Source organism: Arthrobacter sp. P1_D4 (assembly GCF_056406115.1).
The window spans coordinates 239,534-259,015 of sequence record NZ_JBFUAU010000008.1; the positions used below are offsets into that span (position 1 = coordinate 239,534).

A 19,482-nucleotide genomic window follows, 5' to 3' on the forward strand; every position below is an offset into this window, starting at 1 on the left:
CGCTCCGAACTGGCGGCATGGCCCGTGACGGCTAAGGGGAGCGCAGTTTAGAGGGAGCGCAGTACCGAGACGACCTTGCCCATGATGACGGCGTGGTCGCCCAGGATGGGCTCGTACTGGGTGTTTTGCGGCAACAGCCACGTGTGGCCGTCCCGCTGGCGGAAGGTCTTGACCGTGGCTTCGTCGTCCAGCAGGGCGGCAACGATGTCGCCGTTCACGGCATCGCCCTGGCGGCGGACAACCACCCAGTCGCCGTCGCAGATGGCGGCGTCGATCATCGAGTCGCCGGCCACTTTGAGCATGAAGAGTTCGCCATGGCCCACGAGCTGGCGGGGCAGCGGCATGACGTCCTCCACCACCTGGTCCGCGAGGATCGGCCCGCCGGCGGCGATGCGTCCGACGAACGGCACCATTGCCGTGTCGGTGGCGCTGGCCAGCTCAGTCACTGACAGGCCGCCGACGGCCCGCAGGCCGCTTGACTTCTCGACACCGGAAATCGGTGTGGTCCCCTCGTCCAGGGTCAGCGGCATGAGCACTTCCATGGCCCGCGGGCGCTTCGGATCACGCCGCAGATAGCCGAGCTTTTCGAGCTGGGAGAGCTGGTGGGTCACGCTCGAGAGGCTGGCGAGACCAACGGTGTCGCCGATTTCTCGCATGGACGGCGGATAGCCCTTGTCCGTGACGGACCGCTGGATGGTCTCCAGGATTTTCTTTTGCCGGACGGTGAGGCTCTTGGGGGCCCGGGCGGGCTGCGGGCTCCGTGGGGCGGCCCTGCCGCCGGTGGCTTGTGCTGCCATGTTCGCCAACGCCTTTCCGTTCCGCCCGGCTGCCGTGGCTGCTGTCACCGGGAACTTCCGGCCTGAAATGTCAGACCCTGCTGATCAACTACGAATGAATTCCCACGGGTAGTTCGAAAGTGGGAGTCCGAAAGTGGTTGTCCTGTCCCTCAAAAGTAGGCCAGCCGCAGACCTTTTTCAAACATTTGTTCTAGCGAGTCTCGACATCGTTCGTTAGTAAGTGCTAAAACAGAACTAGCAAGATTCGAATATGTGTTCGATTCCGACGATCTGGGTTCGCAAGCGATGTTCGGTTCTATGTTCGAAGGTTCGGCCGGTTGGCGGCGAGTACGTGAGTACGCCGGGCGGCAACTTATGGTCCAGGAGGGCTCAGTTCATGGCAGTTTCAAGCGCGTTTGACGGCACCAACATTCAGGGCGTCACGACCCGCCACCGCGGTGTTGGTCCAGGTGGTGCAGTGGGTCGCCGCAACATCGGACACGGCAGCATCGGACACGGCAGGCTCGACCAAGGCGGCATTGGCCAGGGTGGTTCCCTTCACGGCAACGTGTACCCGCTCAACGCCAGGCGCCGCAAGGGGCCGCCGCCGCGGTTTCCGGCGGCCGGACCAAGCAGCCGCCGCTGCGGCTAACCCGGCGCGGACGCTTCGTCTTCTTCGGTGTCCCGCTGATCCTGCTGGCGGCGTTCATCCTGTCGTTCAGCGGATTCCTCAACGCTCCCGCGAAAGCGGCAGATTCCGCAGACCAGCTCTCGGTGACGCCGACCGTATCCGTCACAGTCCAACCGGGGGAGTCCCTCTGGGCCATTGCCGGGTCGGTGGCTCCGGAGCGCGATCCCCGCGACGTCGTGGCCGACATCGTGGAGCTGAACAATCTGGACGCCGCGCGTGTGATGCCGGGCCAACAACTGTTCGTCCCGTCCAAGTAACCGCCCCCCGGTGCCGCCGCGGGCGTCACAGTTTCAGCGCCCGTCCCGCTACCACTTAAACTGGTCACGTGACTGACCAGCTTGAGCGCCTCAACCGACTGCCCCTCCGAGCCAATCTGCGTGGCCTGCGTCCGTATGGCGCGCCGCAGCTGGACGTCCCCATCCTGCTCAACGTCAACGAGAACACCCATGGGGTCCCGGCCGATGTCCGCGCAGCGATCACCGAGGCCGTGAGCGCCGCCGCTGCCGGGCTGAACCGCTATCCGGACCGCGAATTCACCGAATTACGCGAAGCCCTCGCCGAATACCTTGGCCATGGGCTGGACGCGGAGAACATCTGGGCCGCGAACGGTTCCAACGAAGTCCTTCAGCAAATCCTCCAGGCCTTCGGCGGCCCCGGCCGGACGGCCCTCGGGTTCCCTCCCACGTATTCGATGTACCCGCTGCTGGCCTCCGGCACGGACACGGAGTACATCGTCGGGGCCCGCGCGTCAGACTATGGGCTCAGCGCGGAATCGGCGGCACAGCAGGTCCGCGAGCTTCAGCCCAACATCGTCTTCCTGTGCTCCCCAAACAACCCCACCGGTACCGGTCTGGGGCTCGATGTCGTCGAGGCCGTCTATGACGCCGGCGAGGCCAGCCAGACCATCGTGATCGTCGACGAGGCCTACCACGAGTTCGCCCACGACGGCACGCCCAGTGCCCTCACCCTGCTGCCTGGCCGGGAGCGGCTCATCGTCTCGCGCACCATGAGCAAGGCCTTCGCCCTCGCGGGTGCGCGGCTCGGCTACATGGCCGCGGCACCGGAGGTCGCTGACGCCCTGCGCCTGGTCCGTCTCCCGTACCACCTTTCCGCCATCACCCAGGCTGCGGCCCTGGCTGCCCTGCACCACCGGGAGGCGCTCATGGCGGACGTCGAGGACATCAAGCGCCAGCGCGACCGGATCGTGTCGGAACTGACGCGGTTGGGCTTGACCCCGGCCGCGTCCGATTCCAACTACGTGTTCTTCGGCGGCCTCGAGAACCCCCATGAGGTTTGGCAGCGGATGCTGGACGCCGGTGTCCTCATCCGCGACGTCGGTATTCCGGGGCACCTGCGCGTCACCGCGGGCACTGAGACAGAAACCACAGCCTTCCTGGAGGCACTTGAACTTATCCTGGCCGGCTCCGCAAAGCCGCAGGCCTAGACTTGGTGGGGAGCCCGATCGTCCCCGCCAGATTGCCCAACACCCTGCCTTCTTCCAAAGGACACATCTACATGAGCACCACCGGATCCACCACCGCCGAGGGCCGGACCGCACGCATGGAACGGACCACCAGCGAGTCCTCGGTCCTGGTCGAGATCAACCTGGACGGCACCGGCGTTTCAGACATCAGCACGTCGGTCCCGTTCTACGACCACATGCTGACGGCCCTCAGCAAGCACTCCCTGATCGACATGACCGTCAAGGCCACCGGCGACACCCACATCGATGTCCACCACACTGTCGAGGACGTGGCCATCACTTTCGGCGAGGTTCTGCGGACCGCCCTGGGCAACAAGGCCGGGATCCGCCGTTTTGGCGAGGCGACCGTTCCCCTCGATGAGGCCCTCGCGCAAGCTGTCGTAGACGTCTCCGGCCGTCCCTACCTGGTCCACGCCGGCGAGCCGGCAGGCCAGGAATACCACCTGATCGGTGGCCACTTTACGGGCTCCCTGACCCGCCACGTTTTTGAGGCGATCACCCTTCACGCCGGGATCTGCCTGCACATGAACGTCACCGCCGGGCGCGACCCCCATCACATCGTCGAGGCCCAGTTCAAGGCCTTTGCCCGTGCCCTGCGCGCAGCCGTCGAGCCGGATCCCCGCGTCGAGGGCATCCCGTCGACAAAGGGTGCTTTGTGACCGGCCCGCTGCTCCGCGACGGGGCCATCATCGACCCCGCCGCCGCGACCAAGCCGGTCTCCCCGCAGGGAAAGCCCACCGTTACGGTGCTGGACTACGGCTCCGGGAATGTCCGGTCCGCCGTCCGCGCGCTGGAGCGGGCCGGCGCCGAAGTCATCCTCAGCTCCAAGGCCGAGGATGTACTCAATGCCGACGGCCTCGTCGTCCCCGGTGTGGGCGCCTTCGAAACCGTCATGCGCGAACTTAAGGCCGTTGACGCCATCCGGATGATCGGCCGCCGTGTCGCCGGAGGCCGCCCCGTGCTGGCCATCTGCGTCGGGCTCCAAGTGCTGTTCGAGGCCGGCGTCGAACACGGCACCGAAGCCGAGGGCATGGGGGAGTGGCCCGGCAAGGTGGAACTGTTGCCTGCCGACGTCGTGCCCCATATGGGCTGGAACACCGTCGCCGTCCCCGAAGGGTCCAGGCTCTTCGCCGGGGTTGAGGACGAGCGGTTCTACTTCGTGCACTCCTACGGTGTCCAGAAGTGGGACTTCGACGTCATCCAGCCGCGGATGGCTGCGCCGCTGGTGACCTGGTCCGACCACGGTGCCCCGTTCATCGCGGCCGTGGAGAACGGCCCGCTGTGTGCCACCCAGTTCCACCCGGAGAAGTCCGGCGACGCCGGCGCCCGGCTGCTGCGCAACTGGGTCCAGGGCCTGCGCCCCGCAGCCCCGGACCGGACCGCAGCCCCGGAAGGGACCGCCTAGATGTGGTCTCTGGTGCTTATGGGCGTGGCCGGCCTGCTGGTTGGCGGCGGGATCTCCTTCCGCCAGCAGAAAAGTCCGCTCTGGGTGCAGATCGTTTTCTACATCCTCGCCGGCATGTCACTGCTGGCCGCCTACCTCCTGACCCTGCCGGCGTCCTGACCGCCCCCTCCCCACCACCATCCCCAAGCTGAGGACTCCACGATGACCACCGAAACCCCGCTGCCCGTACTCGAGCTCCTGCCCGCCGTCGACGTTGTCAACGGACAGGCCGTCCGGCTCGTACAGGGCGAAGCCGGCAGCGAGACGAGCTACGGCACCCCGCTGGAGGCCGCCCTCAACTGGCAGCAGCAGGGGGCTGAGTGGGTGCATCTGGTCGACCTGGACGCCGCGTTTGGTCGCGGTTCCAACGCCGAGCTTCTGCGCGAGGTCGTCGGCCGGCTCGATATCAAGGTGGAGCTCTCCGGCGGCCTGCGCGACGACGAATCCCTGGAGAAGGCCCTCGACCTCGGCGTCGCCCGCGTCAACCTGGGCACGGCGGCACTGGAGAACCCGGAATGGACGGCCCGGGTGATCGATCGCTTCGGCGACAAGATTGCCGTCGGCCTGGATGTCCGCGGCACCACCCTCGCCGGCCGGGGCTGGACCAAGGAAGGCGGGGACCTCTGGGACGTGCTCGGCCGCCTCGAGGACGCCGGCTGCGCCCGGTACGTCGTGACTGATGTGACCAAGGACGGCACGCTCCAGGGCCCCAACGTCGAACTCCTGCGCCAGATGGTCGAGAAAACGGGCAAGCCGGTGGTCGCCTCCGGCGGCATTTCCAGCCTCGAGGATCTGAAGGTCCTGCGCTCCCTGGTGCCGCTCGGCGTCGAAGGCGCCATCGTCGGCAAGGCCCTCTACAACGGCAACTTCACCCTGCCCGAGGCCCTCGACGTCGCCGGCCGCCGCTAGCGGCGAAGGTGCCCATGACGCACACCCACGACCCCAATAACCCCCACGAGGCAGTGCAGGCAGGGACCGGGGCCGGTCCCGTCCGGCATCTGCCCGGGCACATCGCGGCGGCCCTCGCCGGCGCCGGCGGGGCCACCGACTCCGCCGGCCAACCCTGGGCAGGGCGCAGCCTGTCCGGCGATGACGCCAAGATCCACAATTTCGACAACGACGACGGCACCGCCGACGCCGGCTATCTGGCGGCTTTGTCCGACCTCGCCGCGGGCACTGGCGACGAAGCGGCCGTGGTGGCCGCGCTGGCCACCGCCCGGGTGTTCGTGCCAATCCTCGCCCAGCTCGCCGAAGAGGGCGAGGCCGCGGCCGGCCCCAACGGGGATCCGCTGCACTCGGACAAGCAGGCCGACATGGCCCTGGTGACGCTCAAGGCGCCGGACGGGCGGACGGCCATGCCGGTGTTCACCTCGGCGGCGTCACTTTCGGCGTGGCACCCGGAGGCCAGGCCGGTCGCCGTGTACGCGGCCCGGGCCGCCTTGTCAGCGGTCGCGGAAGGCGCGGAGCTGCTCGTGCTCGATCCCGGATCGGAAGTGACGTTCGTGGTCCGCCGGCCGGCAGTCTGGGCCCTCGCCCAACAGCAGCCATGGACGCCGTCATACGCCGATCCCGATCTCGCGGGTGCACTCGGGGAAGGCGCGGTTGGCTTTCCGGCGGTCCGCCGTGTTGAAATTCATCCGGGGGGTGGAGTTGCCTCGGCCACGGCCGATGGCAGGCGGCTCCCCGGTGGGGGAGCCGGCCCGGAACTCCGTGTGGTCCTCTATCTTGAAGACGGTCTCGACGCCGCCGGCGTGCAGTCGATCGTCGCCGGCCTCAATAACGCCTGGGCCCGGAATGAAATCTTTGCCGAGCGGGTTGATTCGATCGAGGTCAAGCTGCAGCGCGCAGCACCATAGCTGACGGCCCAACGGGGGGACCTCCCGGTGCTGCCGTGGGCAGTACCAGAAGGATATAGTCCGTGAATTTCGCGCTTTACCGTCAGCTGCTGGCCATCCGGCCCATCAGGCGCCTCCTGTTGGTCGGCATGATCGCCCGCATACCGCACTCGGCGGCCGGTGTCCTGCTGACCCTGCACATCGTCCTGACCCTCGGCCAGGGCTACGCGGCCGCCGGAGCGGCCGCCGCCGTGATGACGATCGGTATCGCTGTCGGCGCGCCCTGGCGCGGACGTCGGGTCGACACCGTGGGGCTGCGGAAGGCGCTGATTCCGTCTGTGGTCTCCGAGGCCGTGATCTGGTCGATCGTGCCGCACGTGTCCTACGAGGCCCTGTTGCCCCTGGTCTTCATCGGGGGCCTGCTGACCCTGCCTATCTTCAGCGTGGTGCGGCAGTCGCTGGGCGTGCTGGCCCCCGGGGAACAGCGCCGGACTGCCTTTGCGCTCGACGCCATCGCCACCGAGCTGGTCTTCATGATCGGCCCGGCCGTCGGGGCCGTCGTCGCCACTAGCGGCCAGTCCGTCCTGGGCCTGACAGTCGTGGGAGTGGCCACATCCGTCGCCGGGCTCTTCCTGATGTGGTTCAACCCGCCCACCCGGAGTGCTTCCCCGGACGCCGGGCTTGAGGCGCAGGAGCTGGAGTGCGCGGAAGCCGCTGTGGTCGCCGCCGCGCCAGCCCATCTGCAGGAGGCCGCAGCCGAACTGGCACCCCTTGCGGCCGCCGCCGAGGAGCGGCGCCGGCGGGGCTCCGGCCTGCGCCAGAGGGTCATCCACAACTTCAGCTGGTTCACCGCCGCCGTAGCCGCCGTGTTTGCCGTCGGTGCCGGTGCCGGCATGGTCCTCAGCGGCACCGACGTCGGCATCGTCGCGGCGCTCCAGACCGGCGGCCACCAGGCTGAAATCGGCATCGTGTTCCTCTTCTGGTGCGCGGCCTCGGTGGTGGGCGGCGTCCTCTACGGCGCCATGCACCGGGCCGTTTCCCCGATCCTCCTGTTGTTGGGGATGTCAGCGCTGACGGTCCCGATGGCCTTCGCGACCGACGTCTGGACGCTCAGCCTGCTCGCGTTGCTGCCGGGTCTGCTGTGCGCGCCGGTGTTGTCCGCGGCCTCGGAAAAGGTGGCCGAACTGGTGGATGAAAGCCGGCGCGGCGAGGCGATGGGCTGGTACGGGTCATCGCTCACCGGCGGAGTGGCCCTGGGCGCGCCGCTGGCCGGGCTGTTCATTGACCTCATCGGCCCGTCGGCCGGCTTCGTCTCAGTGGGGTTGGCGGGCGTGGCCCTCTGCCTGGTGGGGCTGGCCCTGCAACAGGTCCGGCGCAGCCGCCTGGCCCGCGTCTGAACGCGGGCCGGCCCCCACTGCGCCGACCCGGGCACGCCGCCCGGGCCGTGCGGACGGAAAATCGTGCGAACGGAAAAATAGCGACGCCGGCGGGCGGACCTGGGTGGTCCGCACGCCGGCGTTGTCCTGGCTGACGAGTGCTTAGTTGACGGGGCCGGTGTACTTCTCGCCCGGGCCCTTGCCCGGAGCGTCCGGGATGACCGATTCTTCGCGGAAGGCCAGCTGGAGCGAGCGGAGTCCGTCGCGCAACGGTCCAGCGTGCTGTGAGCCGATTTCGGGCGCCGCCGCGGTCACCAGACCGGCGAGGGCGGTGATCAGCTTGCGGGCCTCGTCCAGGTCCTTGAGGTCCTGGGCATTTTCCTCGGCGGCGAGGCCGAGCTTTACCGCGGCGGCGCTCATCAGGTGCACTGCGGCCGTGGTGATGACCTCGATCGCGGGGACTTCCGAGATGTCGCGGATCTGCTGCGAGACGTCCGCCTGGGCGGCCGCGGGCTCGAAGACGTGGGAATTACTATCTGAAGTGCTCATGCTGGTAAGCTTGTCACAGACCGACTAAATGTCGTTATTCTCAAGCTTTTATAGAATGCAGTGTTCTGACTGGCAGTGCTTGTCACTGAAGTTGGCGCCCGCCGCGCATACGTGCGTTGAACGGGTGTTTTTCTGTAGAGTTGGCTTTAGTTTGCAAGCGGAGTTCTCTCCCACCCGCGTCAGCCGCGAAACTTCCTTCGGGAAGCCCCTCCTGTTCAGGAGTCAAGGTTGCCGGGTACCTGGTCGGGCACTACCTCGGACTCCGGTCCGCAGGAAGTGCATGTTGCCCCATTGAGGGCGGCAGTTCCGATCTCGAGGCCTTCGATTGCTCCGGCAATTGGGGGCCTTCTCTTTTTGCCGGTGGAATACCCCTCACGAACACAGGAGCTTTAACATTAGCGAGCCAAGAATCAATGAGCGTATCCGCGTCCCCGAGGTGCGGCTGGTCGGCCCTGCAGGCGAACAAGTAGGAATTGTCCGTATTGAGGATGCCCTGCGTTTGGCTGCCGAGTCCGATCTTGATCTCGTTGAAGTTGCACCGCAGGCGAAGCCTCCGGTGTGCAAGCTGATGGACTTCGGCAAGTACAAGTACGAAGCCGCTGTCAAGGCACGCGAGGCCCGGAAGAACCAGACCAACACGGTCCTGAAGGAAATCCGTTTCCGCCTGAAGATCGACACCCACGACTACGAAACGAAGCGCGGCCACGCGCTCCGCTTCCTCGGTGCCGGCGACAAGGTCAAGGCCATGATCCAGTTCCGCGGCCGCGAGCAGCAGCGCCCCGAGATGGGCATCCGCCTGCTCCAGCGCTTCGCCGACGACGTCGCCGAAGTTGGTGTGGTGGAGTCCAGCCCGCGCATCGATGGCCGCAACATGGTCATGGTGGTTGGCCCGCTGAAGAACAAGGCCGAAGCCAAGGCGGAGGCCCGCCGCGCAACGCAGCGCGCAGAAGCCAAGGCTGAGAACGAAGCCAAGGCTTCGGGACGCGTCGATGTCTCCGGTGGCAACGCCCCGCTGACCCAGACGCTGTCGGACCTCCTGCCGGAAGGCTACGTCGTATCGTCGGAGGCACCCGCAGCGGAGGCCCCCGTCGAAGAAGCCAAGGTTGACGAGACCAAGGTCGACGAGACCAAGGTCGAAGAGACCAAGGTTGAAGAAGCCAAGGTTGAAGCGGCTCCGGTCGAAGAGACCAAGGCCGACGAGGCCCCCGCCCAGGACGCGGCGGCGGAAACCGCTCCGAAGGCAGCCGAGGAGCCGGCAGCAGCGAAGGCTCCGGCGGCTCCGAAGGCAGCCGAGAAGCCGGCAGCAGCGAAGGCTCCGGCGGCTCCGAAGGCCGCAGAGAAGCCTGCAGCAGCGAAGGCTCCCGCGGCTCCGAAGGCCGCTCCGGCCCCGGCGGCAGCGAAGGCTCCCGAGGAAAAGGCAGCCGCTCCGGCAGCAGCACCGAAGCCGGTTGCTGCTCCGAAGCCGGTACCCAGGCCCGCAGCGCCGAAGCCCGCCGCACGGCCGGCCGCCCCCCGGGCAGCCGCCAAGCCTGGCACCAAGAAGACCAACTAGTTCACGGCTGCCGGACAGCAATGTCCGGCAGCAGGCAACCAGCACGCCGCCCGCAGGGGTGGCTGCACGAAAGAGCTGCAGACTTTTCTGCGGATACGTAAGGAGATCGGTTCCCATGCCGAAGATGAAGACCCACAGCGGTGCTAAGAAGCGCTTCAAGCTGACCGGTACCGGCAAGCTGCGCCGCCAGCAGGCCAACCGCCGCCACTACCTCGAGCACAAGTCCTCCCGGCTGACCCGTCGCCTTGCCGGCGACAAGATCGTCTTCAAGGGCGACGCCAAGGTCATCCGGAAGATGCTCGGCATCTAAGTTCCAAGTTCTCTGACTGTTCGCCACCTGGCAGCAGTCAACTACCAAAAAGGCTTCTCAGGCCAGCCGGACCGTTCCGGCAGTAGACGCTTGGGATCAGAAATTTTCTAAGGAGTACGCACGTGGCACGTGTGAAGAGGGCGGTTAACGCCCACAAGAAGCGCCGGGTTATCCTCGAACGCGCAAAGGGTTACCGCGGACAGCGTTCACGCCTGTACCGCAAGGCAAAAGAGCAGCTGCTGCACTCGTTTGTGTACAGCTATGGTGACCGCAAGAAGAAGAAGGGCGACTTCCGCCGTCTTTGGATCCAGCGCATCAACGCTGCATCCCGCGCCAACGGCCTGACCTACAACCGCCTGATCCAGGGCCTGAAGGCCGCTGAGGTTGAGGTTGACCGCCGTATGCTGGCCGAGCTGGCCGTTTCCGACGCCAACGCCTTCGCCGCGCTGGTCAAGGTCGCCAAGGACTCGCTGCCTGCCGACACGTCCGCTCCGGCCGTCCAGGCTGAGGCTGCTCCGGCTCCCAAGGCTGCCAAGAAGGCTCCCGCGAAGAAGCCTGCTGCCAAGAAGGCCGCCGACGAGGCTGCAAAGTAGTTCCTCCCGCAGTTGAAAGACTGCCTCGTTCAAGAGCCGGCTGGAATAGCCACTAAGGTTCTTATATGAACGAAACCGGGCGCCCGCAAGACTTTCCACTCTCCAACCCCCGAGCTGATCGGATGAGGAAGGTGGCACAGCTTGCCGGGCGCCCGGCCCGTTTAAAGCGTCGCGAGTTCCTGGCCGAAGGCCCGCAGGCGGTCCGAGAGGCCTTGGTCCTGCACCGGAAGAGGATCGCCGCGGGGGAGCCCGGCATCGTCTATGAGGTGTACGCCACCGAGGCCTGCCTGGACCGCCACCCGGAGCTGGAGCAGCTGGCCGAGGGAACCCACGCGCACCTCGCAACCGACGAAGTGATCGCTGCGATGGCGGATACCGTCACGCCACAGGGCATCGTCGCCGTCTGCGGCTTCCTGGACGTCAGCCTTGAGCACGTGCTCGACGCCGGCCCGCGGCTGATTGCCGTCCTGTGCCAGGTCCGCGACCCCGGCAACGCCGGCACCGTGTTGCGGGCGGCCGACGCCGCCGGCGCCGACGCCGTCATCCTGACCGGCTCGAGCGTGGATATCTACAACCCCAAGGCCGTGCGGTCGACGGCGGGTTCCCTGTTCCATCTGCCCGTCGTCCTCGGCGCGGAGGTCGAGGAAGTCGTGGCCCGCTGCCGGGAGCGTGGCGTCGGCGTGCTGGCCGCGGACGGCAAGGGACAACTGGACCTGGACCGTCTCCAGGACGAGAACGCCGCCCGCCGCCTGGGGGCCTCCGCCGCCGAATCGGTGTATGCGTTGGAACAGCCGACCGCCTGGCTCTTCGGCAACGAGGCCCAAGGCCTGTCCGAGGACGAGATCGCGCTGGCCGACCACCGGGTGGCCGTGCCGGTGTACGGGGAAGCGGAAAGCCTGAACCTCGGCACCGCAGCCACCGTCTGCCTGTACGCCAGCGCCCGCTCCCAGCAAACCCCCTAGCCGCCCGGCAGGAAACCAGCGGGTCCGGCAGGAATTCCTGTCCAAAAAAAGCAGGCCAAACGAACGGCGGGGCCCMCCGAATGGTGAGCCCCGCCGTCGTACTGTCACTGCCGCCCCCACACAAAGTGTGCGGCCAGTGCCTTGAAGAATTAGGTGGTGGTCTTGTTGCGCCCTGTGATGGCGCCGTAGATGAGCGCGGCCGCGAGGCCACCGACGATGGCCAGGAGCCAGGAACCGAGATTCCAGAATTCCATCTTGCCGCCGCCGAACAGCAGGTCCCCGATCCAGCCGCCAACAATTGCGCCGACGACGCCGAGCACGAGGCTGGTAACCCAGCCGCCACCGACCCTGCCGGGCAAGAGTGCCTTGACGATTGCACCCACTATGAGTCCGAGAATGATCCAGCCAAGAAAGCCCATGTCTCCTCCTACATATTTTTCGGCATCCAAATTGTGAATACCGAATATGGCTTCAAGCTAACATAGGGCGGATTGCTTGTCAGCAGGGGACTACCCAATCGTTACGTGGCAGCGTTGGTCCCGCCGCGGTTCGGCGCCGGCCCGGAAACCGGTACGGTATTCCTTGTGGGCGCTGGGTTCTTCCGGTGTTCGCATACACCCCGGAAGAACCCCATAAGGAGAAGCTCACGTGGCTGCAAATGGCGGTACCAAGGCGATTCTCGCGGCGCTGGCCGCAAACCTGACCATCGCCGTTTTGAAGTTCGTCGCCTACTTTCTGACGCTGTCCTCGTCCATGCTGGCCGAGGCGATTCACTCCCTCGCGGACTCCGGCAACCAGCTGCTGCTCCTGCTCGGCGGCAAACGCGCAAAGCGGGAAGCCAGCCCCGAGCACCCCTTCGGCTACGGCCGCGAGCGTTACATCTACGCCTTCATCGTTTCGATTGTGCTTTTCAGCGTCGGCGGCCTGTTCGCACTGTACGAGGCCTGGGGAAAAATCCAGCACCCGCACGCCATCGAAGGGGACTTCTGGTGGGTGCCGCTGGCCGTCCTGATCGGCGCGATCATTGCCGAGTCCTTCTCGTTCCGGACAGCGATCATCGAATCCAACCCGCTCCGCGGGAAGCAAAGCTGGGTTAAATTCATCCGCAACGCCAAGCAGCCTGAACTCCCGGTCATCCTGCTCGAGGATTTCGGTGCCCTCGTGGGCCTGGTGTTCGCGCTCTTCGGCGTGGGCCTGACGCTCCTGACCGGGAACGGCATCTGGGACGCCCTCGGCACCGCGATGATCGGTCTGCTGCTCGTGTCGATCGCCGTGGTCCTGGCCATGGAAACCAAGTCGCTGCTGCTGGGCGAGTCGGCCACCCGCGATGACGTCGCCAAGATCCGCAGCGCGATCGAGGCCGGCGGCACCAGCATCATTCACCTCAAGACCATGCACCTTGGCCCTGAGGAGCTCTTGGTGGCGGCCAAGATCAGCATCGGCCGCTCGGACTCGGGCCAGGACATAGCGAAGGCGATTGATGACGCGGAGGTCCGGGTCCGCGAAGCCGTCCCGATTGCCCGGGTCATCTACCTGGAACCGGACGTGCAGCGCGTCAGCGCCCCCTAAGCCGCCCGGCCCCTAGGGAGAACGGAAGCCACTAGGGATAACGGAAGCCACTAGGATAGCGGCAGCCGACAGATGGAACGGCGGCCCCTCAACGAAACAGCAGTCCGGTCCAGTGCTTCACTGGACCGGACTGCTGTTCTTTTTGGAGCATTTGCGCGCTGGTACCTCGGTCTCGGCCTCTGCCGTTGCCGTGGCTGTTCTGCCGGGGTACCTCTGCCGCGGCTGTTGCGCCGCGGCGGCGGGGTGGCTAGGAGGCCAGCGGCCGCCGGCGTTCTACGGCGCCGCTGAAGGCGGCGACCCCGAGCCCCAGCACGGCCAGGACGGCGCCCACGAGCGCGGGAGCGACGTATCCCCAGCCCCAGGCGATCACCAGGCCGCCCAGGAAGGCACCGAGGGCGTTGGCGACGTTGAGCGCAGCATGGTTCAGCGAGGAGGCCAGCGACGGTGCATCCGGGGACGCATCGAGCAGCCTCGTCTGCAGGGCGGGAACGAGCATGGACCCTGCGGCGCCAACGACGAACACCATGACCAGCGCGGACCAGGCCCAGTGGACGCCCACGGCATAAACCACGAGTGCCACCGCCGTGCCGGGCAGGACCCAGTAAATCGTGCCCATGACGGACTTGTCGGCGATCCGGCCGCCAACGATGTTGCCCACCACCATGCCCACGCCGTACAGCGCCACGACCAGCGGCAGCCAGACCGCCGGGAGGCCGGCGACGGAGGTCATGGTGTGCGAAATGTAGGTGTAGGTCGCGAAGAACCCGCCGAAGCCGACGATGCCGACCAGGATGGCAAGCCACACCTGCAGCCGCTTGAGCGCGCCGAGCTCCCTGCGGAAGCTGGCATCGGCGTGCGGTTTCTGGAACGGGACAAACTTCCACAGCATGAAGAGCGTAATGATGCCGATCAGGCCCACCAGCAGGAACAGCAGCCGCCACCCGTAGCTCTGGCCCAGCCAGGTGGCGAAGGGGACGCCAATGACGTTGGATACCGTCAGCCCCGCCATGACCATCGAAATGGCCCAACCCCGCTTGGTCGGCGCCACCAGGGAGGCGGCAATCACGGCCGCGACCCCGAAGAAGGCGCCGTGGGGGAGTCCCGCGGCGAACCGGGACACCAGCATGGAGCCGTAGTCCGGGGCGAGGAAGGAACTGAGGTTGGCGACGCTGAAGAAGAGCATGAGCCCGAGGGCCAGATACTTCCGCGGGAGTTTGGCTCCCACCGCGGCCAGCACCGGCGCGCCAATCACGACGCCGAGGGCGTAGGCCGAAATCAGGTGACCTGCCTCGGGCGTGCTGATGTTCAGGCCCTGTTCGATCTCCTTGAGCAGGCCCATCATGGTGAATTCCGTGGTGCCGATGCCAAAGCCGCCCATCGCGAGGGCAATGATTGCCAGGGCAACGTGACGGGTGCCGGTCTTGGTCGGCGCCGGGGCGTGTGTGGTGGTTGTCATTCGTCTTTTCGGAGAGATTTTCCGGGAGAGACCGGATGGATCGGACAGATAAATATGCTTTTAAGAACCGGGAGGGGGCGCCGAATATTCCGGAAGGTGTCGTGGCGGTCGCCTCCACCATTGTCCCCTACCTGAGCCGGCCCCGGCCCCCGGCCTCGGGCGCCGGACCCTGCGCCCGCCTTAGACTTGAGGGCGTGACTGGACTCATAGGCGTCGTTGGCGGCGCAGTAGTGGACTCGCTGGCCGACCCGGGCATGCTCCTTGTGGCCCGGCGCACGGCGCCGCCGCAGTTTGCCGGAATGTGGGAGTTCCCGGGCGGAAAAGTCGAAGCAGGAGAGGCCGCCGAGGACGCCTTGCACCGCGAGCTCCAGGAAGAACTGGGCGTGCTGGTGCGGCTCGGGGCGGAACTGCCCGCGGAAACCGCCGCGGGCTGGCCGCTCAACGCGAAGGCGGCGATGAGGGTCTGGTTCGCGGAGCTCGCGCAGGGAGAACCCCGGCCGCTGGAGGACCATGACGAATTGCGCTGGCTCGACCTCCGCAATCCGGCAGGGGTCCTGGACCTGCCGTGGATCCCGGCGGACCTCCCCATCGTCGAGGCCCTCCTGGCGGCTGTGCAGGCCACCGGGACTCGCGGAGTGGAAGCGGGGCTGGGCCGCTGACCGGACTCGCCGCCGCGCTTCGGGAGCCCGCCTCTCGCCAAACCGTCAGGCATGTGCCTACTCTGATCCCAACCGAGAGGAGTGGCCCGTGCAGGTCGGTGTCGGACGAGAGCAGCGAGCCGGAGAACGTCGCGTCGCGGCCACACCGGAGACGGCCCGGCAGCTGACAGCGCTCGGGCTCCATCTCCTGGTCGAGAGCGGTGCCGGCACCGAAGCAGGCTTCGCCGACGCCGCTTTCAAGGAGGCCGGCGCGACGGTGATCTTCGAGCTCCCGTTCGAGGCCCTGGACGTCCTGTTGCATGTCCGCCCGCTCACCCCGGAGGCCGCGGCCCGGCTGCGGCCCGGCACCGTCACCATCGGGCTGGCTTCGCCGTCCTCGGAACTGCCAACCGTCCGGGCACTCGCCGCGGCCGGGATCACCTCTTTCGCCCTGGAGCTGCTTCCGCGGATCTCCCGGGCGCAGTCCATGGATGCGCTCAGCTCCCAGTCCCTGGTCACGGGCTACCGCGCCGTGCTGGAAGCCGCCGTCCGCTACCCGCGGTTCTTCCCGCTCTACATGACCGCCGCCGGTACCATCCCGCCGGCGAGGGTGCTGGTCCTTGGCGCCGGCGTCGCCGGGCTGCAGGCAATAGGCACGGCGAAGCGGCTCGGCGCCCGGGTCTCGGCCAACGACATCCGGGCCGCCTCCGCCGAGGAAGTCGCCTCGATGGGTGGCACCTTCATCAACCTGGACATCGATGCGGCGGCAGACGGAGCCGGAGGCTACGCCCGTGCCCTCGGCGAGGACCGGGCGCAACGCCAGCGCAGCCTCCTGGCCCCGCATGTCGCGGCGGCGGACGTCCTGATCACGACGGCCGCCATCCCCGGCCGGGCCGCTCCCTTGCTGGTGACCACCGCCATGGTGGCCGGCATGCGGGCGGGGTCTGTCGTCGTCGACCTCGCCGCGGAGTCCGGAGGCAACGTCGAAGGCGTGATCGCCGGCCAGGACGTGCAGGTGCCGGTCGACGGCGGATCGGTCACGCTCGTGGGTTTGCAGGACGCGGCATCCGCCATGCCCTCGGACGCGTCCCGGCTTTTCGCCCGGAACGTCAGCAACTTCCTCGCGCTCATGACCGACTGCGGGTCGGTGGCCCCGGACTTCGACGACGACGTGGTCGCCGGAACGTGCCTGACCCACGGCGGCACGGTGCGGCACGCCCCCACCGCGGAAGCATTGGAAAGGGAGGCGTGATGGGCCCCATCGTGTTGCTGACCGTGGTGGTTCTCGCGGTGTTCGTTGGCTTCGAAGTCGTCTCCAAGGTCACCAGCAAACTGCACACGCCGCTCATGTCCGGCGCCAACGCCATCCACGGCATCATCCTAGTCGGCGCCATCATCGTGGCCGGACAGGCCAGTGACCCGTGGGTCCTCGGCATCGCGCTCCTGGCCGTCGTCCTGGCCACCGTCAACCTGGTGGGCGGCTTTGTGGTCACGGACCGGATGCTGGAGATGTTCAGCGCCCACAAGCGGACACGCATCCCCGCCTCAAGCGGCGCCGCCAAGGCTGGCGGAGCCGCGGGCGAAGGACACCCCGGCGAGGGGAGCTCCGCCGACGCGGCGGGGGAGTCCAAATGAGCCTCCTGAGCCCCGAATGGACAGCCCTGCTCTACCTTGTGGCCGCCGTCTGCTTCATCCTGGCGCTCAAGGGACTCAGCTCGCCACGAACGGCCCGCCGCGGCAACGCCATCGGCGCGGCCGGGGCGCTCCTCGCCGTCGTCACCGTCTTCCTCTCCGCGCGGCTGGAGAATGTTCCGCTCATCCTCGCGGCCATCGCCGTGGGGTCCGCGATTGCCTTCCCCGTGGCACGGCGGGTGCAGATGACCCAGATGCCCCAACTCGTGGCGCTCTTCAACGGCGTCGGGGGCGGGGCCGCGGCGCTCGTCGCCGTGCTGGAACTTGGCCACCAGGAAGATCCCTGGGTCCGCCTGGCCGTGGTCTTCACCATGCTGGTGGGGGCGGTGTCCTTTGCCGGCTCCGCGGTGACCGTGGGCAAGCTGCAGGAGCTCATCAGCACCCGTCCGCTGCTGTTCCCCGGGATGCCCTGGGTGATGGGGGCCGTCCTGCTGGGGGCGGTCTTCTCAGGAGCTCTGGTGGTCGTGACCGGGTCGCTGGGCTGGTCGCTCGCATTGCTGGGCCTGGGCCTCGCGGCCGGGCTGCTCCTGGTGCTGCCCGTGGGCGGGGCGGACGTGCCGATCGTGATCTCCCTGCTGAATGCGTTCACGGGGCTGGCGGTGGCAGCGTCGGGCGTGGTCCTGGGCAATGTCCTGCTGCTGGTCGCCGGGACGCTCGTGGGCGCGAGCGGCACCATCCTGACCAAGGTCATGGCCTCGGCCATGGGGCGCGGAGTCGGCGGAATCATGTTCGGGGCGTTCAAGGGCGGCTCGACGGCGGGTTCCACCGCCCTGAGCGACCGGCCAGTGCGTTCCTCGTCCCCGGAGGACATTGCCGTCCAGCTCGGCTACGCCCAGCGGGTGGTGATCGTTCCCGGTTATGGGCTCGCCGTGGCCCAGGGCCAGCACACTGTGGCGGAGCTTGCCACGGCCCTGGTCGCGCGCGGCGTGGACGTCGTGTTCGCCATCCATCCCGTGGCGGGACGCATGCCGGGCCACATGAACGTGCTGCTGGCCGAGGCCAACGTGCCGTACGAGTCACTGCGGGAGCTCGCGGAAGTCAACCCCGAATTCGCGACCACGGACATCGTTCTGGTAGTCGGGGCCAACGACGTCGTCAACCCGGCGGCCAAGTCCTCGCCGGGTTCGCCGATTTACGGGATGCCGATCCTGGAAGTGGTGCAGGCCCAGCAGGTCGTGTTCCTGAAGCGGTCCATGCGCCCGGGGTTTGCCGGCATCGAGAATGAGCTCCTGCACGATCCCAAGACCACCCTCCTGTTCGGCGACGCCAAGGATTCGCTGGCGAGGGTGCTCGGCGCGGTCAAGGCGCTCTAGGCATCCTGCGCCCGGCGGCTCAGGGCGCTTTCCGCTCCGGCAGCCCTGCTGCGCAGGGGACCCATGGCTCCGTGTGCTTGAGGTGGAGCGGACTTCAAAACAGTGTGGGCTGGGCCGTGCCGGAACGGGCAGCGCCAGCGTGGCGTGGGCTTGCGTGCCCCGCGGTGTCCGGGATGCTCCCGGCCGGGTACTGGGCTTCTTCCTCCCGGGCGTTGTCATGGTCGCTGCCCCCGTCAAGGTCCCGGTGGCTGAAGCCCTGCGAGCCGGAGAAGCCGTGCAGGTCCTTGAAATGCCGGACCCGTCCTGCCAGCCACGCGCGGTATTCCTTGGATGCGTATGACCCGCTGCCGTACAGGCGGCAGTACTTGCCCGCCAGTTGCGGATGTTCCCGGGCGATCCACTGCATGAACCATTCACGGGTGCCCGGCTTCAGGTACAGCGCACCGGCCGTGACCCCTGTGGCGCCGGCCGCCGCGAGGGCCCCGAAGAGGGAATCGAGGGCCTCATCACTGTCGGAGAGCCACGGCAGGATGGGCATGGCCATGACGCCGCAGGGCAGGCCCGCTTCCCGCAGACGGGAGATGAGCTTCAGCCGGGCCCGTGGCCCAGGCGTGCCAGGCTCCACGGCCTCGGACAGCTGCCCGTTGGTCATGGCCAGCGAGATGCCCACCCCGACCGGCACTTGCGCCGCCGCATGCTTGAGGAGCGGGATGTCCCGGGCCAGGAGCGTGCCCTTGGTGAGGATGGACAGGGGAGTGCCGGAGTCGGCCAGGGCACCAATGATGCCGGGCATGAGCTGGTAGCGGCCCTCGGCGCGCTGGTAGGGGTCGGTGTTTGTGCCAAGGGCCACGTGCTCGTGGCGCCAGGACGGCTTGGCCAGTTCCTTGCGCAGGACTTCGGCGGCGTTGATCTTGACCACCACTTGGCTGTCAAAGTCCAGGCCGGCGTCGAAGTCAAGGTAGGTGTGGCTCTTCCGGGCAAAGCAGTAGACGCACGCATGGCTGCAGCCGCGGTAGGGGTTGATGGTCCAGTCGAACGGCATCCGGGAACCGGCGACCACCTTGTTGAGCACCGATTTGGCGGTGACCTCATGGAAGGTGATCCCGGCAAATTCCGGGGTGGAGACCGTCCGCACGAGTCCGGCCAGCGGCAGCAGGGCAGCCGTGGGCGAAGCGGCGGAAACGGCGGCCGGGGAATCGCCGCGCTCAAGTGCTTGTGCGTCCCATCTCATGCCTACATTCGA

At 67.4% G+C, this 19,482-nt stretch carries 23 protein-coding genes; 17 read left to right on the top strand and 6 right to left on the bottom strand.

Features of this window, described 5'->3' with window-relative positions:
* Positions 1-47: 47 nt before the first annotated feature.
* Together lexA and AC1D0A_RS09815 are read right to left on the bottom strand one after the other, a co-directional pair.
* On the bottom strand, positions 48-797 hold the full coding sequence (gene lexA / locus AC1D0A_RS09810; RefSeq protein WP_476945697.1) for a transcriptional repressor LexA: 750 nt from the start codon (positions 795-797) through the stop codon (positions 48-50).
* A 385-nt stretch (positions 798-1,182) separates the two neighbouring features.
* The gene (locus AC1D0A_RS09815) at positions 1,183-1,338 is read right to left on the bottom strand and encodes a hypothetical protein (protein ID WP_476945698.1); all 156 of its coding nucleotides are present in this window, start codon (positions 1,336-1,338) and stop codon (positions 1,183-1,185) included.
* Positions 1,339-1,550: 212 nt separating this feature from the next.
* On the opposite strand from AC1D0A_RS09815, the gene AC1D0A_RS09820 reads away from it, so the two are divergent.
* From AC1D0A_RS09820 to AC1D0A_RS09855, 8 genes are all read left to right on the top strand, one after another.
* Positions 1,551-1,724, top strand: a complete 174-nt coding sequence (locus AC1D0A_RS09820; RefSeq protein WP_476945699.1) for a LysM peptidoglycan-binding domain-containing protein — start codon at positions 1,551-1,553, stop codon at positions 1,722-1,724.
* Positions 1,725-1,792: 68 nt separating this feature from the next.
* Complete coding sequence (locus tag AC1D0A_RS09825; RefSeq protein WP_476945700.1) at positions 1,793-2,911, top strand: histidinol-phosphate transaminase; 1,119 nt, start codon at positions 1,793-1,795, stop codon at positions 2,909-2,911.
* A gap of 71 nt (positions 2,912-2,982) precedes the next feature.
* A complete protein-coding gene (hisB, locus tag AC1D0A_RS09830; protein WP_028277237.1) occupies positions 2,983-3,609 on the top strand; it encodes an imidazoleglycerol-phosphate dehydratase HisB in 627 nt (208 codons plus the stop codon).
* Positions 3,606-4,355: an imidazole glycerol phosphate synthase subunit HisH gene (gene hisH, locus AC1D0A_RS09835; protein WP_243181769.1), complete on the top strand. Its 750-nt coding sequence runs from the start codon at positions 3,606-3,608 to the stop codon at positions 4,353-4,355. Before hisB ends, hisH begins: the two co-directional genes overlap by 4 nt.
* Positions 4,356-4,514, top strand: a complete 159-nt coding sequence (locus AC1D0A_RS09840) for a hypothetical protein (RefSeq protein WP_164468561.1) — start codon at positions 4,356-4,358, stop codon at positions 4,512-4,514. It abuts the gene before it with no gap.
* 42 nt (positions 4,515-4,556) lie between these two features.
* Entirely contained in the window at positions 4,557-5,303 is a 747-nt protein-coding gene (gene priA / locus AC1D0A_RS09845) for a bifunctional 1-(5-phosphoribosyl)-5-((5-phosphoribosylamino)methylideneamino)imidazole-4-carboxamide isomerase/phosphoribosylanthranilate isomerase PriA (RefSeq protein ID WP_243181770.1), read from the top strand.
* Positions 5,304-5,317: 14 nt separating this feature from the next.
* Entirely contained in the window at positions 5,318-6,250 is a 933-nt protein-coding gene (locus tag AC1D0A_RS09850) for an SseB family protein (protein WP_243181771.1), read from the top strand.
* Positions 6,251-6,312: 62 nt separating this feature from the next.
* Positions 6,313-7,626, top strand: coding sequence for an MFS transporter (locus tag AC1D0A_RS09855; protein ID WP_476945701.1), 1,314 nt, complete (start codon positions 6,313-6,315; stop codon positions 7,624-7,626).
* Between the two features lie 141 nt (positions 7,627-7,767).
* Here AC1D0A_RS09855 and AC1D0A_RS09860 read toward each other — a convergent pair whose 3' ends face one another.
* Positions 7,768-8,154, bottom strand: coding sequence for a DUF1844 domain-containing protein (locus AC1D0A_RS09860; RefSeq protein WP_243181773.1), 387 nt, complete (start codon positions 8,152-8,154; stop codon positions 7,768-7,770).
* A gap of 436 nt (positions 8,155-8,590) precedes the next feature.
* Here AC1D0A_RS09860 and infC point away from each other — a divergent pair, with 436 nt between their 5' ends.
* The 4 genes from infC to AC1D0A_RS09880 all read left to right on the top strand — a co-directional run bounded on the left by infC (position 8,591) and on the right by AC1D0A_RS09880 (position 11,571).
* On the top strand, positions 8,591-9,706 hold the full coding sequence (gene infC, locus AC1D0A_RS09865) for a translation initiation factor IF-3 (RefSeq protein ID WP_476945702.1): 1,116 nt from the start codon (positions 8,591-8,593) through the stop codon (positions 9,704-9,706).
* A gap of 115 nt (positions 9,707-9,821) precedes the next feature.
* Positions 9,822-10,016 carry a 50S ribosomal protein L35 gene (rpmI, locus tag AC1D0A_RS09870; RefSeq protein WP_003798720.1) on the top strand — a complete coding sequence of 65 codons (195 nt, stop codon included), beginning with the start codon at positions 9,822-9,824 and terminating at the stop codon, positions 10,014-10,016.
* A gap of 122 nt (positions 10,017-10,138) precedes the next feature.
* Complete coding sequence (gene rplT, locus AC1D0A_RS09875) at positions 10,139-10,609, top strand: 50S ribosomal protein L20 (RefSeq protein WP_028277244.1); 471 nt, start codon at positions 10,139-10,141, stop codon at positions 10,607-10,609.
* Between the two features lie 65 nt (positions 10,610-10,674).
* Positions 10,675-11,571: a TrmH family RNA methyltransferase gene (locus tag AC1D0A_RS09880; RefSeq protein WP_028277245.1), complete on the top strand. Its 897-nt coding sequence runs from the start codon at positions 10,675-10,677 to the stop codon at positions 11,569-11,571.
* Between the two features lie 149 nt (positions 11,572-11,720).
* Here the strand turns inward: AC1D0A_RS09880 and AC1D0A_RS09885 are convergent, their stop codons facing one another.
* A complete protein-coding gene (locus AC1D0A_RS09885; RefSeq protein ID WP_028277246.1) occupies positions 11,721-11,990 on the bottom strand; it encodes a GlsB/YeaQ/YmgE family stress response membrane protein in 270 nt (89 codons plus the stop codon).
* A 229-nt stretch (positions 11,991-12,219) separates the two neighbouring features.
* On the opposite strand from AC1D0A_RS09885, the gene AC1D0A_RS09890 reads away from it, so the two are divergent.
* A complete protein-coding gene (locus AC1D0A_RS09890) occupies positions 12,220-13,140 on the top strand; it encodes a cation diffusion facilitator family transporter (protein ID WP_028277247.1) in 921 nt (306 codons plus the stop codon).
* Positions 13,141-13,387: 247 nt separating this feature from the next.
* Here the strand turns inward: AC1D0A_RS09890 and AC1D0A_RS09895 are convergent, their stop codons facing one another.
* Positions 13,388-14,596 carry an MFS transporter gene (locus AC1D0A_RS09895; RefSeq protein WP_028277248.1) on the bottom strand — a complete coding sequence of 403 codons (1,209 nt, stop codon included), beginning with the start codon at positions 14,594-14,596 and terminating at the stop codon, positions 13,388-13,390.
* A 194-nt stretch (positions 14,597-14,790) separates the two neighbouring features.
* Between AC1D0A_RS09895 and AC1D0A_RS09900 the strand changes: the two genes are divergently transcribed.
* The 4 genes from AC1D0A_RS09900 (at position 14,791) to AC1D0A_RS09915 (ending at position 18,239) form a co-directional block, all read left to right on the top strand.
* Positions 14,791-15,255 (top strand): (deoxy)nucleoside triphosphate pyrophosphohydrolase, encoded by a 465-nt coding sequence (locus tag AC1D0A_RS09900; protein ID WP_308197254.1) that lies wholly within the window; start codon positions 14,791-14,793, stop codon positions 15,253-15,255.
* A gap of 88 nt (positions 15,256-15,343) precedes the next feature.
* Complete coding sequence (locus tag AC1D0A_RS09905) at positions 15,344-16,486, top strand: NAD(P) transhydrogenase subunit alpha (RefSeq protein ID WP_243181776.1); 1,143 nt, start codon at positions 15,344-15,346, stop codon at positions 16,484-16,486.
* Complete coding sequence (locus AC1D0A_RS09910) at positions 16,486-16,869, top strand: NAD(P) transhydrogenase subunit alpha part 2 (protein WP_243181777.1); 384 nt, start codon at positions 16,486-16,488, stop codon at positions 16,867-16,869. Before AC1D0A_RS09905 ends, AC1D0A_RS09910 begins: the two co-directional genes overlap by 1 nt.
* Complete coding sequence (locus tag AC1D0A_RS09915) at positions 16,866-18,239, top strand: NAD(P)(+) transhydrogenase (Re/Si-specific) subunit beta (protein WP_028277251.1); 1,374 nt, start codon at positions 16,866-16,868, stop codon at positions 18,237-18,239. The genes AC1D0A_RS09910 and AC1D0A_RS09915 overlap by 4 nt, the downstream gene beginning before the upstream one ends.
* A 94-nt stretch (positions 18,240-18,333) precedes the next feature.
* Here AC1D0A_RS09915 and AC1D0A_RS09920 read toward each other — a convergent pair whose 3' ends face one another.
* Complete coding sequence (locus AC1D0A_RS09920; RefSeq protein ID WP_476945703.1) at positions 18,334-19,470, bottom strand: Rv2578c family radical SAM protein; 1,137 nt, start codon at positions 19,468-19,470, stop codon at positions 18,334-18,336.
* Positions 19,471-19,482: the final 12 nt, after the last annotated feature.